This window comes from Phyllobacterium sp. 21LDTY02-6, assembly GCF_023554255.2.
Classification (GTDB): domain Bacteria; phylum Pseudomonadota; class Alphaproteobacteria; order Rhizobiales; family Rhizobiaceae; genus Phyllobacterium.
The window spans coordinates 184,558-200,300 of sequence record NZ_JAMJWD020000006.1 but is presented as its reverse complement, the minus strand read 5'-3'; the positions used below and the strand labels follow the sequence as shown (position 1 = coordinate 200,300).

Below are 15,743 nucleotides of genomic sequence, written 5' to 3'. Positions count from 1 at the left end.
AGGCACTTTAATCCATAATTATAGAACAATGCAGGGGAACATGATGCAAGCTTTAAAACTCGCGCTGCTGCTCGGAACCGCGATCGTCGCCAGCAATATATCCGCCTTCGCGCAATCCAAGGGCGGCGTCATCAATGTGGCGACCATCGGCGAACCGCCGACGCTGGATGCCATGGCATCGACGGCCGATCTTGTCGGCATCGTCTCGCAGCACATTTTCGAGACCCTGTATACCTTCGACAAGAGCTGGAACCCGACTCCCTTGCTGGCCGCCGCGCTGCCCGAGATTTCGGCGGATGGAAAAGTATATACGATCAAGCTGCGCACGGGCGTGAAGTTCCACGACGGAACCGACATGGATTCGGCCGACGTCGTTGCTTCGCTGAAGCGGTGGACGGAGCTCGCATCGCGCGGCAAGCAGGTCGCTCCGCTGATCACCTCGATCGAGGCGCCCGATGCGGCGACGGTGAAGATCACCCTGAACGCGCCGCATGCGCCGCTGCTGTCGCTGCTGGCCTTCAACAATGCCGCAGCAATCATCCTCCCGAGCGAGAAGCAGCAGAACCCGATGACGGAGCCGGTCGGAACCGGACCCTACAAGCTGAAGGAGCGCAAGCCGGACCAATATATCCAGCTCGAGCGTTTTGACGCCTACAAGTCGATCGAGGGCGAAGAAAACGGCTATGGCGGTGCGCGGCATCAATATCTCGACGAGATCCGCTTCGTGCCTGTACCGGACGCGAACACCCGCGTGGAAGGCGCAGTTTCCGGCCAGTTCGACTATGTGGATAGTTTGCCCGTCGAAGCCTATGAGCGGCTGAAGGGCCAGACCACGGCCGAACCCGTCCTGCTCAAGCCGTTCGGATGGCCGGTCTTCGTCATGAATACCGCGGCCGGTATCACCAAGAACCAGGACATCCGCCTCGCGATACGTGATGCGCTCAGCATGGAAGACATGATGGCGGCGGCGTTCGGCAGTCCCGAATTCTACGCGCTCAACGCCTCGCTCTACCCCGATGGCTATAGCTGGAAGACCGATGCCGGCACTGAGGGCGCCTATAATGTCGCCGACCCGGAAAAGGCCGGGGAGCTGATGAAGAAGGCCGGCTACAATGGCGAGCCGATCCGTATTCTCACCAGCCGGCAATATGAGTTCCACTACAAGATGGCCCAGGTCGCGGCCGAATATCTGAAGGCTGCCGGCTTCACCGTCGACATGCAGGTCGTCGATTGGGCGACGCTGACGCAGCGCCGCGCCGATCCCAAGCTCTGGGACATCTATATCAGCCACAGCCCATTCCTTCCGGAGCCCGCGCTGATCGGATCGCTGTCGACCAGCGCCCCCGGCAATTGGGATACGCCCGCACGCAAGGTGGCTGTCGATGCGTTCAACGCGGAAGTCGACCCGCAAAAGCGCATCGCGCTCTGGGCCGAGGTGCAGAAGGTGATCTATGCGGAGGTGCCGATCATCAAGATCGGCGATTTCAACGCGCTGTCGGCCAAATCGCCCAAGCTCGAAGGGTTCACGCCCGCGCCCTGGCCGTACTTCTGGAACGTTTCGCTGAAACAGCAATAGCGCCGCCCGGCGGGCTGGCTGCCCGCCGCATTGCTGCCGCAAGGATTTCGTCAAGCAGATGCTCCGTTACATCATACAACGCTTTATCGGCATGATCATCGTGATGTTCCTGGTGGTGACGATCGTCTTCGTCATCGTCCGGGTGACACCGGGCGATCCTGCTGCCGTGATGCTCGGACCGGAGGCGACGGCGGCCGATATCGCCGCCTTGCGCCAGCAACTCGGGCTCGATCAGTCGATACCGCTGCAATATTTCTATTTCATCGGCAACCTGTTGCAGGGCGATCTCGGTCAATCGATCTTCCTCAATCAGCCGGTGCTGCAGGCGCTGGTGCAACGGGCCGAGCCGACATTCTTCCTGACGGTGTTCTCGCTCGCCATCGCCAGCATCATCGCCATTCCCATCGGCATCTATGCCGCCTATCGGCGCGGTTCCCTGTTCGACCAGGCCGCCACCGCCCTTGCCATGCTGGCGGCGAGCATTCCGAGCTTCTGGCTCGGCCTGATCCTGATGCAGATATTTTCCGTTCGCTTCGGCCTGTTTCCGGTCTCCGGCTATGGTGGGCCGGGAACGGCGCTGCACGAGCGTCTCGGCTATCTGGTCCTGCCGTCCTTCGCGCTGGGCATCGTGTCCTCGGCCCTCATCATGCGCTTCACCCGTGCTTCGATGCTCGACGTGCTCGGCGATGACTATATCCGCACCGCCCGTGCCAAGGGTGTCGAGGAGCGCAGCGTGGTGTTGAAACATGCGTTCAAGAACGCGCTCATTCCCATCCTGACGGTCATCGGCCTCACCGCTGCCGTGCTTGTCTCGGGCGCCGTCGTCACCGAAACCGTCTTCGGTCTTCCCGGCGTCGGCAGTCTTGTCGTTTCGGCCGTGCTGCGGCGGGATTATCCCGTCATCCAGGGCGCGCTGCTGATCATCGCCGCACTTTACGTGCTCATCAATTTTGCCATCGACATGCTCTATCTTCTTGTCGATCCGAGGGTTCGCTACTGATGGCCGATATCTCCACTGCGGCACCGCGAACCGAGCGGGCAAAGTTCCTGAGGACGCTGATCAAGCGCAAGACCGTGCTGTTCGGGCTGATCGTCCTCGTCCTCTTCGTGCTGCTCGCGGCGCTCGCGCCAGTCATAACGCCCTATGCGCCCAACAAGCTTTCGATCGTCAACCGTCTGAAACCGCCGGATGCGCGCTGGCTGTTCGGCACGGATGAGTTTGGCCGGGACGTATTTTCCCGCACCATCTTCGCGGCACGGCTGTCGCTGCTCGTCGGCTTCGCCGTCGTGATCCTGGCATCGGTGATCGGCGTGACGCTCGGCATGCTCGCCGGCTTCTTTCACCGGCTGGATGCGCCGATCACGCGGCTGATCGATGCGATGATGGCATTTCCGGATATTCTGCTGGCGATCGCACTCGTCGCGGCGCTCGGCCCCTCGCTCACGACGGTCATCATCGCGCTCAGCATCGTCTATGCGCCGCGCCTCGCGCGTGTCGTGCGCGCTTCGACGCTGGTAATCCGCGAATTGCCCTACGTGGAGGCGGCGACGTCGCTCGGCATTTCCACCTGGCACATCATGACGCGGCACATATTGCGCAATCTGCTGTCGCCGATCCTGGTGCAGGGAACGTTTCTTTTCGCCAATGCCATGCTTGCAGAGGCGGGTCTGTCCTTCCTCGGCCTCGGCGTCAGCCCCGAAATCCCCACCTGGGGAACCATGATAGCGGCCGGGCGCCAATATATCGGCACCGCCGACTGGATGACGCTTTTCCCAGGCGTCGCCATCGTGCTTGCCGTGCTGTCACTGCAAATGGTTGGCGACGGGTTCCGCGACCTTCTCGACCCACGCCTAAGAAAGGATCTCTGAAATGCAAGCCTCCCCAGCAACCGATGGGCGCCTCCTGGTAACCAATGTCAAACCGGTTGCTTTCGGTCCTTCCACGCCTTCCGGTACCATCGACATCCTTATCGGCGCCGACGGTACCATCGCCGACCATGGGCCGTCGCTCGATGTGCCGGGCGATATCAAGCGCGTGGATGGCGGCGGTTCCTGGATCTCGCCGGGTTGGGTGGATCTTCACACCCATATCTGGCACGGCGGCACGGACATATCCGTGCGCCCGCAGCTTTGCGGTATCGAGCGCGGCGTCACGACGATCGTCGATGCGGGCTCGGCCGGCGAGGCGAATTTCCATGGGTTCCGTGAATATATCATCGATCCCGCCAAGGAGCGCATCAAGGCGTTCCTCAACCTCGGGTCGATCGGCCTTGTTGCCTGCAATCGCGTCAGCGAGTTGAGCGATATCCGTTCGATCGACATCGACCGCACTGTCGCCTGCGTCAACGAGAACCGCGATCACATCGTCGGCCTGAAGGTGCGCGCCAGCCATGTCATTACCGGTTCATGGGGCGTGACCCCGGTAAAGCTCGGCAAGAAGATCGCCAAGATCCTGAAGATCCCGATGATGGTGCATGTCGGCGAACCGCCGGCGCTCTATGAGGAAGTGCTCGAAATCCTCGGGCCGGGCGATATCATCACCCATTGCTTCAACGGCAAGGTGGGCAGCAGCATCATCGAAGATGACGACCTGTTCGAGCTGGCGGAGCGTTGTGCCGGCGAGGGCATCCGTCTTGATATCGGCCATGGTGGCGCATCGTTCTCGTTCCGTGTGGCTGAAGTTGCAATCCAGCGCGGGCTGCTGCCGTTTTCCATCTCCACCGATATCCACCTGCGCAGCCTCAATTTCTCGGTCTGGGACCTCAGCACCACCATGTCCAAGCTGCTCAGCGTCGGCATGCCTTTCGACAAGGTGGTCGAGGCCGTCACCATCTCGCCGGCATCTGCCATCGGCCTGCCGACGGAGAACCTGCTTGCGAAGGGAACGCGCGCCGACTTTACCCTTTTCGATCTTGCCGATTCCGATCTGCGCGTCATCGACTCCATGGGCTACGAAGCACAACTCGACAGGCTTTTCGAGCCGAGGCTCGTCGTTCTCGGCAACGAAACCCATTCCGCGAGCCGCCACCAGCCGCAGAAACCCGAAACATCCGGCGCCATTGCGCCCTATTCTTACCGTTAGGACCCCGTCGTGAATTCCAATTCCGATACGATCGCCGAGACCCAGTCGCCCTATGAGCGGCTGAAGGCGCTCGGCGTGGTGCTGCCGCCACCGCCAAGCCCCATTGCGAACTTCGTCACCCATATCCAGGAGGGCAATCTTCTCTATCTGTCGGGGCAGGGGCCGCGCGAGGATGACGGCTTCCTCCATACGGGCAAGGTCGGGCGGGACGTCTCCGCCGCGGACGCTTACCACCATGCGCGGCTGACAGGCATCAACCTGCTCGCGGTCATGCAATCCGCGCTGGGTGATCTCGGCCGGGTCAAGCGCGTCGTAAAGCTGCTCGGCATGGTCAATGCCATACCTGAATTCGGCGACCATCCTTCGGTGATCAATGGCTGCTCCGACCTATTGATCGAGGTGTTTGGCGAGGCTGGAAATCATGCCCGTTCGGCCGTGGGTTTCGGCTCGCTGCCGGGCAACATCACAGTCGAGATCGAGGCGATCGTCGCCTTGAAGAGCTGACGGAAGATCAGGAATGACCGCGCCAGCCCATAACCGTCTCGATCCGCTCCGCCGACGCCATGACCTCGGCCGTATAGCGTTCCGGGTTCTCGGCGATCTTCTGCTCGGCGAGGACGATCGATATCGTGGCGATGCAGGCGCCCTTGTCGTCGCAGATCGGCGAGGCCACGCAGGCGACGGCGTAATCCGACTCGCCGGCCTGGATGGAAATGCGCGTCTTGAGGGCCTCGCTCGCCGCAGTGGACAGCGCGGCGGGATCGATGATGGCCCGGCCAGTCGGCGAGGATTTGGCGCAATGTTCGAAAAGATCGAGGCGCTCCTGCTCGGGCAGGTGTCCGACGAGAAGCCGGCCGGAAGCCGTCCAGTTCAACGGCACGCGCGTTCCGACGCGCGAGGCGACCTGGAAGTGACCGGGGCCATCGGCCATGGCGAGAACGATCATATGATCTCCATCGCGGCCGCAAACCTGCACGGTCTCGCCGGCAAGGCGGCTCAGATCGTGCATTTCGTGATTGGCCACGTTGAGAAAATCCAGCGACCGACCATAGGCCAGGCCGTAATGGTAGAGCCGCGCACCGAGCCAGACCGTTCCATCCCGGTTGCGGGACAGAAGGTTCTTCTCGACCAGATCGTCGATGATGACATAGACGGTGGAAAGCGGAGCGCCGATCGCCTTGGCTATGGCATAGACGCCGACCGCGCTCCCGGTGTCATAAAGATAGTCGATGACCTGCAGCGCGCGATCTATTCCGCTCACGCGCGAGCGCTTCGCCTTTTGAGAGGCCGCTTCAGTCTGCGCGATGGAAGTGCTGTCCAAGTGTCCGGCTCCCCTTTGGTGAAGGATTCTGGCGAAAGCTATTACATTATTACGGCATATGCCAAAGAAATGGAACTTATTTCCTTGCAATGGAGACCTTCATGACTGATCTGAGCCTGGCACCCGATATTCGCGCAGCGCGGAAACTGCGGCCCGTCATCAACGTCTCCGGGACCATGACGGCATTGGGGGCGTCGATCGTCGTGCCGGAAGCGGTGGCTGCCGTTGCCGCCATCCTGCCGGAATTCGTCGAGATCAACGAATTGCACAAGATCGCCAGTCCCGTCATCGCGCGTCTCACCGGCGGCGAGGCGGGCTTCGTCACGGCGTCCTGTTCAGCCGGCATCACGCTTGCCGTGGCAGGTGCGATGACTGGCGATGATCTGGCTGCCATCGAGCGACTGCCGGATGCGACCGGCCTCAAGGACGAAGTCATCATCCAGACCGGCCAGGTCGTCAGCTATGGCGCGCCGGTCGATCAGGGCATCCGGCTCGCTGGCGCCAAGGCCATCTATATCGGCCAGGCAACCTCCTGCTATCCCTATCATCTCGATGGCGCCATCAATGAACGGACGGCGGCGGCCGTCTTCGTGGTTTCGCACCACACCGTGCAGTACGGGCTTATCGGCCTGAAGCAATTTGCCGAGACCTGCCATGCGCGCGGCGTTCCGGTCATCGTCGATGCGGCGTCCGAATATGATCTGCGGCTGTTCCTGGAACAGGGTGCCGATGTGGTGCTCTATTCCTCGCACAAGTTCCTGGGCGGCCCTACGGGCGGCATCGTCGCCGGTTCAAAATCCCTCGTTCGCAGCGCGTTTCTGCAGAATCGCGGCATCGGCCGTGGGATGAAGGTCGGCAAGGAAAGCATCCTCGGCACGATTGCCGCGCTGGAGGCATGGGAAAAGCGCGATCATGCGGCAATCCGCGCCACCGAAAGCGGCTATCTCGATCTGTGGCAGCGCACCCTTGCCGGCAGGCCGGGCGTTGCCACGGCGCTGGAGCCGGACCCGACCCACAATCCGCTCGACCGGCTGCGCGTAACTATCGATCCGCAGGAGGCGCATATCACCGCCTGGGATCTCGCGGATGCCCTGGCTTCGGGAGCGCGTCCGGTGATCGTTCGCGATCATGAAACCGAGCATGGCTATTTCTACATGGACCCGTGCAATCTCCATCCTGGCGAGGCGGAGATCGTCGCCGCCCGTCTGGACGAGGAGTTGAGCAAGGCGCGCCAGTCGAACGAGATCATCGCCACGCCATACGAGAAACGCTACGCCGCGCGTATCGACAAACTCCTGCAATGGCCGGATTGAGGAAGCGCAATGGATAGAGTGACCAGCCCGGTTCTTTCGGTTTCCAACCTGACCACATCCTTCCTGGCGGATGGCAAATGGCGGCCGGTGGTTCGCAACGTTTCCTTCGACGTCGCGCCGCGCGAAACCGTGGCGATCGTCGGCGAATCCGGTTCCGGCAAGAGCGTGACGTCATTGTCGATCATGCGGCTGCTCCAGAAGGACAAGAGCCGCATCGAAGGCCGGATAATGCTCGGCGGCAAGGACATCCTGGCGCTGCCCGAGCGGAGCATGCGCGACGTTCGCGGCAATGACGTCGCCATGATCTTCCAGGAGCCGATGACCAGCCTGAACCCGCTCTTCACCATCGGCCGGCAGATCAGCGAAGCGCTGCTCTGCCACCATGACATGTCGCGGGCGGACGCCAAGGCCGAAACCATCCGTCTTCTGGAAAAGGTGCGCATCCCGGCGGCAAAGGCCCGGTTCGACGAATTTCCGCATCGGTTCTCCGGCGGCATGCGGCAAAGAGTGATGATCGCCATGGCCCTCGCCAGCAAGCCGAAACTGCTGATCGCCGATGAGCCGACGACGGCACTGGACGTGACTATCCAGGGGCAGATTCTCGATCTGATAAAGCTGCTGCAGGACGAGGAGGGCACCTCCGTCCTTTTCATTACGCACGACATGGGCGTCGTCGCCGAAATCGCCGACCGTACCGTCGTCATGTATAATGGCGAGGCAGTGGAAACCGGTGCTACCGCCGATATTTTCCAGCGCCCGCAACACGGCTATACGCGTTCTCTGCTCTCTGCCGTGCCGATTCTCGGTTCGATGCAGGGCCATACAAGACCCTTGCGGTTCCCGGTCGTGGACAAGCTCACCGGCACCTCCGATCAGCCTGTCGAGGCGGCCGACACCGTGCAGGCCGACAAGCCGCCGCTGCTCGAAGTGCGCAACCTGACGACCCGTTTCAACATTCATTCCGGCATGTTCGGCCAGCTGGAAGGCCGGGTCCATGCGGTCGAGAACCTGTCATTCTCGTTGCAGCCGGGCGAAACGCTGTCGCTCGTCGGTGAATCCGGCTGCGGCAAATCGACGACCGGCCGTTCGATCATGCGGCTGGTGCAGCCACAATCGGGCGAGGTGCTCCTGAACGGGCAGGATGTATTGACCATGGATGCGGCGGAGATGAAGGCCGCGCGCCGGACGATGCAGATGATCTTTCAGGATCCTTTCGCCAGCCTCAATCCGCGCATGACGGTGGGCGCCGCCATTGCCGAGCCGTTTCTCGAACACCGGCTTGGCTCGCGCTCGCAAGCGCGGGAAAAGGTGAGCGATCTTCTGGAGCGGGTCGGGCTGTCCGCCGATATGGCGGCGCGCTATCCGCATGAGTTTTCCGGCGGCCAGCGTCAGCGCGTCTGCATCGCCCGCGCGCTGGCACTGGATCCGAAGCTGATCGTCGCGGATGAATCCGTGTCGGCGCTCGACGTTTCGATCAAGGCGCAGGTCATCAACCTGCTGCTCGACCTCCAGGCGAGCCTGAACCTGGCATTCCTCTTCATTTCCCACGATATCGCGGTCGTCGAGCGCGTCAGCCACCGAATAGCAGTGATGTATCTCGGGGAAATCGTCGAGATCGGTTCGCGCGCCGCGATATTCGAGAATCCGCAGCACCCCTATACGAAGAAACTCATATCCGCGGTGCCGGTCCCCGATCCTTCGAGGCGTGGCCTGAAACGGCCTGTTTCCAATGACGAGATCAGGAGTCCGGTTCGCCCGCCAGACTTCGTCATGCCCGAGCGGCAATATAGGGAAGTCGCCGCCGGCCATCTCGTCCAGGTCTGAACAGGGCGTATTCTGGAGCTCCGGACGAATACGGACTTGAGCCGTCGGGCGGTTCATGAGATGACAACCGGCATCAATTGACCGTGTCGACATCGGGACCGCCATGACCAAGTCTTTCATCGAACATATTTCGGCAGAATTGGAAGAGCTGAAGGGCGCCGGGCTCTACAAATCCGAGCGCGTCATCACCTCCAAGCAATCGGGCAGGATCGAGGTCGCATCGGGCGCCAAGGTCCTGAACTTCTGCGCCAATAATTATCTCGGCCTTGCCGATAATGAGGAACTTGCGGAGGCTGCCAGAGCGGCACTGAGCCGTTACGGCTATGGCATGGCTTCGGTTCGCTTCATCTGCGGCACGCAGGAGGAACACAAGCAGCTGGAAAGCCGCATTTCGAGCTTTCTCGGCATGGAGGACACCATCCTCTATTCGAGTTGTTTCGATGCCAATGGCGGACTGTTCGAGACATTGCTTGGCGAGGAAGACGCGATCATCTCCGACTCCCTCAATCATGCCTCGATCATCGACGGCGTGCGGCTCTCCAAGGCCAAGCGGTTCCGCTACGCCAATAATGACATGGCGGCGCTTGAGGAAGAATTGAAGAAGGCCGAAGGCAGCCGCTTCAAGATGATCGCGACGGACGGCGTCTTCTCGATGGACGGAATTATCGCCAATCTCGGCGGCATCTGCGATCTCGCCGACAAATATGGCGCCATGGTCATGGTCGACGACAGCCATGCCGTCGGCTTCGTCGGCAAGCATGGCCGCGGCTCGCCCGAACATTGCGGCGTCGAAGGCCGGATAGACATCATCACCGGCACGCTCGGCAAGGCGCTCGGCGGCGCGTCCGGCGGCTATACGTCGGCGTCGGCGAAAGTCGTCGAATGGCTCCGGCAGCGCTCGCGGCCCTATCTGTTCTCAAATACGCTGGCGCCGGTCATCGCCGCTGCCTCGCTCAAGGTTTTCGATCTCATCGAGAGCGGGGGCGAATTGCGCTCGAGGCTGCAGGCGAATGCCGAGCATTTTCGGCGCGACATGACAAAGCTCGGCTTCACGCTCGCCGGCGCCGATCATGCGATCATCCCGGTCATGCTCGGGGATGCCGCGCTGGCCCAGCAAATGGCCGCGCGCATGCTTGAAAAAGGCGTCTATGTGATAGGGTTTTCATTCCCTGTCGTGCCCAAGGGACAGGCGCGTATCCGTACGCAGATGTCCGCCGCCCATACGAGCGACGATGTGGCCCGCGCAATCGAAGTCTTCGCCGAAGTCGGGCGCGAGCTTGGAATTATCGGAGCGAACTGACATGTCCAACATGATGAAAGCCCTCGTGAAGGCGAAAGCCGAACCCGGCATCTGGATGGAGCGGGTGCCCGTGCCGGAACCGGGGCCGAACGACGTGTTGATCCGCGTCAGGAAATCCGCGATCTGCGGAACCGACGTCCACATCTACAATTGGGATCAGTGGGCCCAGGCGACGATCCCGGTCCCGATGGTCGTCGGCCATGAATTCTGTGGCGAGATCGCCGATGTCGGCTCCGCCGTGACAAAATACAAGGTCGGGCAGCGCGTGTCCGGCGAAGGTCATATCGTGTGCGGCGTTTGCCGCAACTGCCGGGCCGGGCGGGGCCATTTGTGCCGCAATACGCTCGGCGTCGGCGTGCATCGGCCCGGCTCGTTCGGCGAATATGTCTGCATTCCCGAATATAATGTCGTGCCGATCCCCGATGACGTGCCCGACGAGGTGGCGGCGATATTCGACCCGTTCGGCAATGCCGTTCACACGGCGCTGAGCTTCGATCTCGTCGGTGAGGACGTCCTGGTGACGGGCGCCGGGCCGATCGGCATCATGGGTGCCCTCGTCGCCAAGCGATCCGGCGCGCGCAAGGTGGTCATAACGGACATCAATCCGATACGGCTCGCCCTCGCGCGGCAACTCGGCATCGACCATGTGGTCGATGCGTCGAAGCAGAACCTCGCCGACGTGATGAAGGATATCGGCATGACCGAAGGCTTCGACGTCGGGCTCGAAATGTCCGGCGCCGCCCCGGCCTTCCGCGACATGATCGACAAGATGAACAATGGCGGCAAGATCGCCATTCTCGGCATTGCACCGACGGGCTTCGAGATCGACTGGAACAAGGTCATCTTCAAGATGCTCAACCTGAAGGGCATCTATGGCCGCGAAATGTTCGAGACCTGGTACAAGATGATCGCCTTCGTGCAGGGTGGGCTCGACCTCTCGCCCATCATCACGCACAGGCTGCCCATCGATGAATTCCAGACCGGTTTCGATGCGATGCGCTCCGGCAACTCCGGCAAGGTGGTGCTCGACTGGCAATAGCGCCACCATCCGAAAATGCAGTCATTGCCGTGCGCGCTTCCGATCAGGCGGCTGTCGCGGATTTCAGCTTGCCGATCAGTATGCCGGCTGTCTCCACGGAGGATCCCGGATTCTGGCCGGTGATCAGCAAGCCGTCCTCGACCGCATGGGATGACCAGTCGGCGCCGCTCGAATAGATGCCGCCATTCTGCTTCAGGACATCCTCGACCAGAAAGGGGACGACATCCGTCAGGCCGACGGCGTCCTCTTCCGTGTTCTTGAAGCCCGTGACTTTCTTGCCCTTGACCAGAGGCGTACCGTCTTCGGCCTGGACATGCCGCAGAACGCCGGGTGCATGGCAAACGAAGGCGACGGGCTTGCCGGAGCGATACAAGGACTGGATGAGGTTGATTGAATTTCGGTCTTCCGCCAGGTCCCAAAGCGGACCATGGCCACCGGGATAGAAGACGGCGTCGTAATCGTCGTGGGCAACCGACGCGAGCGGCACCGTCGATGCAAGAACTGCCTGCGCGGCGGAGTCGTCATGGAAACGCCGGGTCTGCTCCGTCTGGGAGTCCGGCTCGTTGCTCTTCGGGTCGAGCGGCGGCTGGCCTCCTTTCGGAGATGCGACCGTGACCGTCGCGCCCGCTTCGAGGAAGGTGTAATAGGGCGCGGCGAATTCCTCCAGCCAGAAGCCGGTCTTGCGGCCGGTATTGCCGAGTTCGTCATGCGAGGTGAGCACCATCAGGATGTTCATGTGCTTGATCCTTTCGAATTGCTGTAGCAGCTGTTTGGATGCGTTGATCATGCCTCAGGTTTGATTATTTCGGAAATTTATCTTCTTGATTGCAGATATGTTCCAAGCAATATGATTGAATGAAATATGACCTGAATCTCCTGCCGATCTTCCTGGCTCTGATGGACGAGCGCAACGTTACCCGCGCTGCTCGGCGGCTTGGAATGACGCAGCCCGCGCTGTCCAATGCGCTCAATCGTCTGCGCGATACGTTGCGCGATCCTCTCTTCATCCGCGAGCGCTACGGCATGAAGCCGACGCAGATGGCCGAGGAACTTGCCCCTGTCGTGCGCGCCGCGCTCGCAGGCCTGGACGACGCGATTCTGGGCCAACAGCAATTCGATCCCGCCCTCGCTACCCGTCAGTTTACCGTCGCCCCCAACAGCTATGTCGAATTCGTCCTGATGCCGGTGATCGCCGCACGGCTGCGCGAACAGGCCCCGGGTCTCAGGCTTCGTCTGACGCCATTCGGCAATGATCTTGTCGAGACGGGGGCCATTTCCGGGACGACGGAGATGGTGCTCGGCAGGATCATGGATGCGCCGGACAACATGGTCGTTCAGCATCTCATGGATGATGGCCTGGCCTGCGTCGTGCGCAAGGATCATCCGGAAATCGGCGACAGCATATCGCAGGAACAGTACGAGCGGATGAAGCATGTCAATGTGCTGCCTCCCGGCCGGATGCGCACCGGGTTGTTCCAGGCGTTGCAGCAACGTGGCGTCAAACGCGACGTGGCAGTATCGGTGACGCATTTTCTGGCCGTTCCGGAGATGATTGCCGTTACGGACTATTGCGCCACGCTGCCACGGCTGATCTGCGAGCGGCTCCGCCGTGACCAGCGGTTGAAGGTTCTACCTGCGCCGGTCGATCTCGGGAGCTTTCCTGTCGAGCTTGCCTGGCACGTCCGATATCGCAGCGATCCGGCGCATCGGTGGCTACGCTCGCTGATTGGTGAGGTCGCAAGGCAAATCTCGGCGGAGTCCGTATCTGCCTGACCGCTATTTCTGCTTTTGCGTCTCGTCATAGGACTGGCGGCATGCCTCGATGCTGGGCCAGTGCTCGCGGATCCAGGACGTGAATCCTTCAAGCGCTGGCAGCATGCTCGCCCCCATGCCGGTCAGTTCATATTCCACGCGCGGCGGCACCTCGGGAAAATAGTGCCGTACCAGAAGGCCGTCACGCTCGAGGTTGCGGAGAGTGAGCGTCAGCATTCGCTGCGTGATGCCCTCGATGCCGGTCTTCAGCTCCGAAAAACGCAGCCGATGGCCGGGGGCGATAGCAAGATGCGACATGACGAGTATCGTCCATTTGTCGCCAAGCCGCGCCAGCACGCTGTTGGGTGCGCAGGGTTTGAATCTGGGTCCCCGCTCCGTCAGTTGATAAGGCCTGCCATGCACGAGTTTCTCCAAGCGTATCATCCTTGTGCTCTGGGTTCAGAAATGTGCCGTCTTCTATCGCATTTCCAATAGTATATATGGGTAACCCTTGTTCAACATAGAGGGTTTCTCAGATGTCCAATCATAATCGTCCCATCCTGGTTTTCGGAGCAACCGGCCAGCAGGGCGGTTCCGTATCCGGCGCCTTGTCGAATGCGGGCTGGCGCGTTCGCGCGTTCGTCCGCGACCGGAACGGGTCCAAGGCGCTGGCCCTTCAGGCCAATGGCATCGAGGTGGTTCAGGGTGCGTTCGCCGAGCCGCAAACCATCCGCGATGCGATGTCTGGCGTCCACGGTGTCTTCAGCGTGCAGCCGAGTTCACCCGGAGGCACGGTCACCGACGAAGAGGAAGTCGGCATGGGTATCGCCATTGCCGACCTTGCGGTGGAGGCAGGGGTCAGTCATCTGGTCTATAGCTCGGGCGGCGCTGTCGGCGATGTACCGACGGGAATGGGCCACTTCGACAGCAAGGCGCGGATCGAAGCGCATATCCGTACGCTGCCGATCACGGCAACGATCGTGCGCCCGGCATCCTTCATGGAAATGCTGATGATGCCGGGTTTCGGCCTGGATCAGGGACAGTTCAACTTTTTCATGCGGCCGGACCAGTCGATGCAGTTCATCGCAGTCGCGGACATTGGCAGATTTGTCGCCGCAATATTCGCCAATCCTGCCGAATTCGGCGGCAAAACCTTCGAGATTGCCAGTGATCGGGTCACCGGCGGGGAACTGCAGGCGTTGTTTTCCAGAACCGCGGGCCGGCCCATCGCTTACCAGCGCTTTCCGGAGGAGGTACTGGCGGGCAACGCTTTCCTCGCAAAGCTCACTGCGCTTTTCGATGCCGGGAGATTGTCAGGCAAGGCCGATCTCGAAAAGTTGCGGGTGATCAACCCACAGATGACGACGTTTGCCCATTGGCTCGAAACCGATGGCCGCGAACTGTTCCGGCAGGCCTTGGGCACCTCCGGTTCATGGGAATATGCAGACCGGGTGTGACCGCACAAGACGGGCAACGGCATTCACGCCGCTACCTGAACTTTTCCGACGCTCTCTCTGATATCCTTGGCCGGCGATGACCCGAACAGCCGGCCATATTCCCGCGTGAACTGCGGAATGCTCTCATAGCCTACCGAATAGGCCGCATTGCTGATGGCTGCCCCTTCCGAAATCATCATTCGCCGCGCTTCCAGGAGGCGAAGCTGCTTCTGGAACTGCAAAGGAGAAAGAGAGGTGACCGCCCGAAAGTGCTGATGGAATGACGAAAGGCTCATGCCGGCGGCGTCCGCCAGACGCTCCACCGGCAAGGTCTCGGCGTAGGCGTTCCGGATAAGCGCCACGGCACGGGCGATACGGTTGGCGTGGCTGTCGGTAAAGCCGAGCGAGCGGATGCCGGCTCCGTGACGACCGGTCAGCAGCCAATAGTGCAGTTCCCGAACCAGTTGATCTTTCAAGACCGGGATGGAGCTTGGCCGATCAAGCAGGCGCATGAGACGCAGTGCAGTGTCCGCCACCTCCGCTTCGGTCGCATCGACCCGAACGGGAGCACCTGCCTCCGCATTGGCAACGCCGATTTCCATGACGAGCGATTGCGTGACGGCGGGATCGATATCCAGCACCAACGAGTAATATGGTGCACCGATAGTGGCACGCGTGATCTGGCTGACGTTAGGAACGTCGGCCGAAATGAGAAGGGAATCGCCGGCGCCGAAATCGAAGGTCGTGCTGCCCATAATCACGCGCTTGCTGCCCTGCAGCACCATCGCCACGAGTGGCTTCGAGATCGCATATTGCATCTGGCTCGGCGCCGTCGCGCGCATCGCATACAGGCCCGGGATTGGCGTGCGGGCGACGCCGGACCCGTCGGCATGGGCGTCGGCGAAGCGGCGAACGCAATCGAGAAGGGTGCTGCCGAGAAGGGTGCTGCTCATGTTTTCCGTCCGGAGATACTGGATCTGCAAGCATAGTAGAGCGTGAAATGGAGCCTTAGGCAAGCCGGTCTGTCGAATCAGGCAAGACTTCGGGATTTCTTAGCAGAGCACTGCTGGTCCGATCCGAATCTGTTCGGAGAAATAGGC

Annotated in this window: 15 protein-coding genes; 11 read left to right on the top strand and 4 right to left on the bottom strand. The window is 61.2% G+C overall.

Annotated elements, in window-relative coordinates; genetic code table 11:
* Positions 1 to 43: 43 nt before the first annotated feature.
* From M8997_RS19460 to M8997_RS19440, 5 genes are read left to right on the top strand one after another with little or no spacing between them, the layout of a single operon-like run.
* On the top strand, positions 44 to 1,576 hold the full coding sequence (locus tag M8997_RS19460) for an ABC transporter substrate-binding protein (RefSeq protein ID WP_250019531.1): 1,533 nt from the start codon (positions 44 to 46) through the stop codon (positions 1,574 to 1,576).
* A 58-nt stretch (positions 1,577 to 1,634) separates the two neighbouring features.
* Positions 1,635 to 2,576, top strand: coding sequence for an ABC transporter permease (locus M8997_RS19455; RefSeq protein WP_250019532.1), 942 nt, complete (start codon positions 1,635 to 1,637; stop codon positions 2,574 to 2,576).
* Complete coding sequence (locus M8997_RS19450) at positions 2,576 to 3,445, top strand: ABC transporter permease (RefSeq protein WP_250019533.1); 870 nt, start codon at positions 2,576 to 2,578, stop codon at positions 3,443 to 3,445. Before M8997_RS19455 ends, M8997_RS19450 begins: the two co-directional genes overlap by 1 nt.
* A 1-nt stretch (position 3,446) precedes the next feature.
* Positions 3,447 to 4,658 carry an amidohydrolase/deacetylase family metallohydrolase gene (locus M8997_RS19445; protein ID WP_250019534.1) on the top strand — a complete coding sequence of 404 codons (1,212 nt, stop codon included), beginning with the start codon at positions 3,447 to 3,449 and terminating at the stop codon, positions 4,656 to 4,658.
* A 9-nt stretch (positions 4,659 to 4,667) separates the two neighbouring features.
* Positions 4,668 to 5,162: a RidA family protein gene (locus M8997_RS19440; RefSeq protein WP_250019535.1), complete on the top strand. Its 495-nt coding sequence runs from the start codon at positions 4,668 to 4,670 to the stop codon at positions 5,160 to 5,162.
* Between the two features lie 7 nt (positions 5,163 to 5,169).
* On the opposite strand, the gene M8997_RS19435 is transcribed toward M8997_RS19440, so the two are convergent.
* Positions 5,170 to 5,979 (bottom strand): IclR family transcriptional regulator, encoded by an 810-nt coding sequence (locus M8997_RS19435; protein ID WP_250019536.1) that lies wholly within the window; start codon positions 5,977 to 5,979, stop codon positions 5,170 to 5,172.
* Between the two features lie 116 nt (positions 5,980 to 6,095).
* Between M8997_RS19435 and M8997_RS19430 the strand changes: the two genes are divergently transcribed.
* From M8997_RS19430 to tdh, 4 genes are all read left to right on the top strand, one after another.
* Positions 6,096 to 7,292 (top strand): aminotransferase class V-fold PLP-dependent enzyme, encoded by a 1,197-nt coding sequence (locus tag M8997_RS19430; protein ID WP_250019596.1) that lies wholly within the window; start codon positions 6,096 to 6,098, stop codon positions 7,290 to 7,292.
* Positions 7,293 to 7,301: 9 nt separating this feature from the next.
* Positions 7,302 to 9,116, top strand: coding sequence for an ABC transporter ATP-binding protein (locus tag M8997_RS19425; RefSeq protein WP_250019537.1), 1,815 nt, complete (start codon positions 7,302 to 7,304; stop codon positions 9,114 to 9,116).
* A 103-nt stretch (positions 9,117 to 9,219) separates the two neighbouring features.
* Positions 9,220 to 10,416 (top strand): glycine C-acetyltransferase, encoded by a 1,197-nt coding sequence (locus M8997_RS19420; protein ID WP_250019538.1) that lies wholly within the window; start codon positions 9,220 to 9,222, stop codon positions 10,414 to 10,416.
* Between the two features lies 1 nt (position 10,417).
* Positions 10,418 to 11,455 carry an L-threonine 3-dehydrogenase gene (gene tdh / locus M8997_RS19415; RefSeq protein WP_250019539.1) on the top strand — a complete coding sequence of 346 codons (1,038 nt, stop codon included), beginning with the start codon at positions 10,418 to 10,420 and terminating at the stop codon, positions 11,453 to 11,455.
* Positions 11,456 to 11,498: 43 nt separating this feature from the next.
* Here the strand turns inward: tdh and M8997_RS19410 are convergent, their stop codons facing one another.
* A complete protein-coding gene (locus M8997_RS19410) occupies positions 11,499 to 12,191 on the bottom strand; it encodes a type 1 glutamine amidotransferase domain-containing protein (protein ID WP_250019540.1) in 693 nt (230 codons plus the stop codon).
* 119 nt (positions 12,192 to 12,310) lie between these two features.
* Here M8997_RS19410 and M8997_RS19405 point away from each other — a divergent pair, with 119 nt between their 5' ends.
* Positions 12,311 to 13,228, top strand: coding sequence for a LysR family transcriptional regulator (locus tag M8997_RS19405; protein ID WP_250019541.1), 918 nt, complete (start codon positions 12,311 to 12,313; stop codon positions 13,226 to 13,228).
* 3 nt (positions 13,229 to 13,231) lie between these two features.
* Here the strand turns inward: M8997_RS19405 and M8997_RS19400 are convergent, their stop codons facing one another.
* Positions 13,232 to 13,642 (bottom strand): helix-turn-helix domain-containing protein, encoded by a 411-nt coding sequence (locus tag M8997_RS19400; RefSeq protein WP_250019542.1) that lies wholly within the window; start codon positions 13,640 to 13,642, stop codon positions 13,232 to 13,234.
* Positions 13,643 to 13,743: 101 nt separating this feature from the next.
* Between M8997_RS19400 and M8997_RS19395 the strand changes: the two genes are divergently transcribed.
* Positions 13,744 to 14,664: an NmrA/HSCARG family protein gene (locus M8997_RS19395; RefSeq protein ID WP_250019543.1), complete on the top strand. Its 921-nt coding sequence runs from the start codon at positions 13,744 to 13,746 to the stop codon at positions 14,662 to 14,664.
* Between the two features lie 23 nt (positions 14,665 to 14,687).
* Here M8997_RS19395 and M8997_RS19390 read toward each other — a convergent pair whose 3' ends face one another.
* Positions 14,688 to 15,596, bottom strand: a complete 909-nt coding sequence (locus tag M8997_RS19390; protein WP_250019544.1) for an AraC family transcriptional regulator — start codon at positions 15,594 to 15,596, stop codon at positions 14,688 to 14,690.
* Positions 15,597 to 15,743 lie beyond the last annotated feature (147 nt).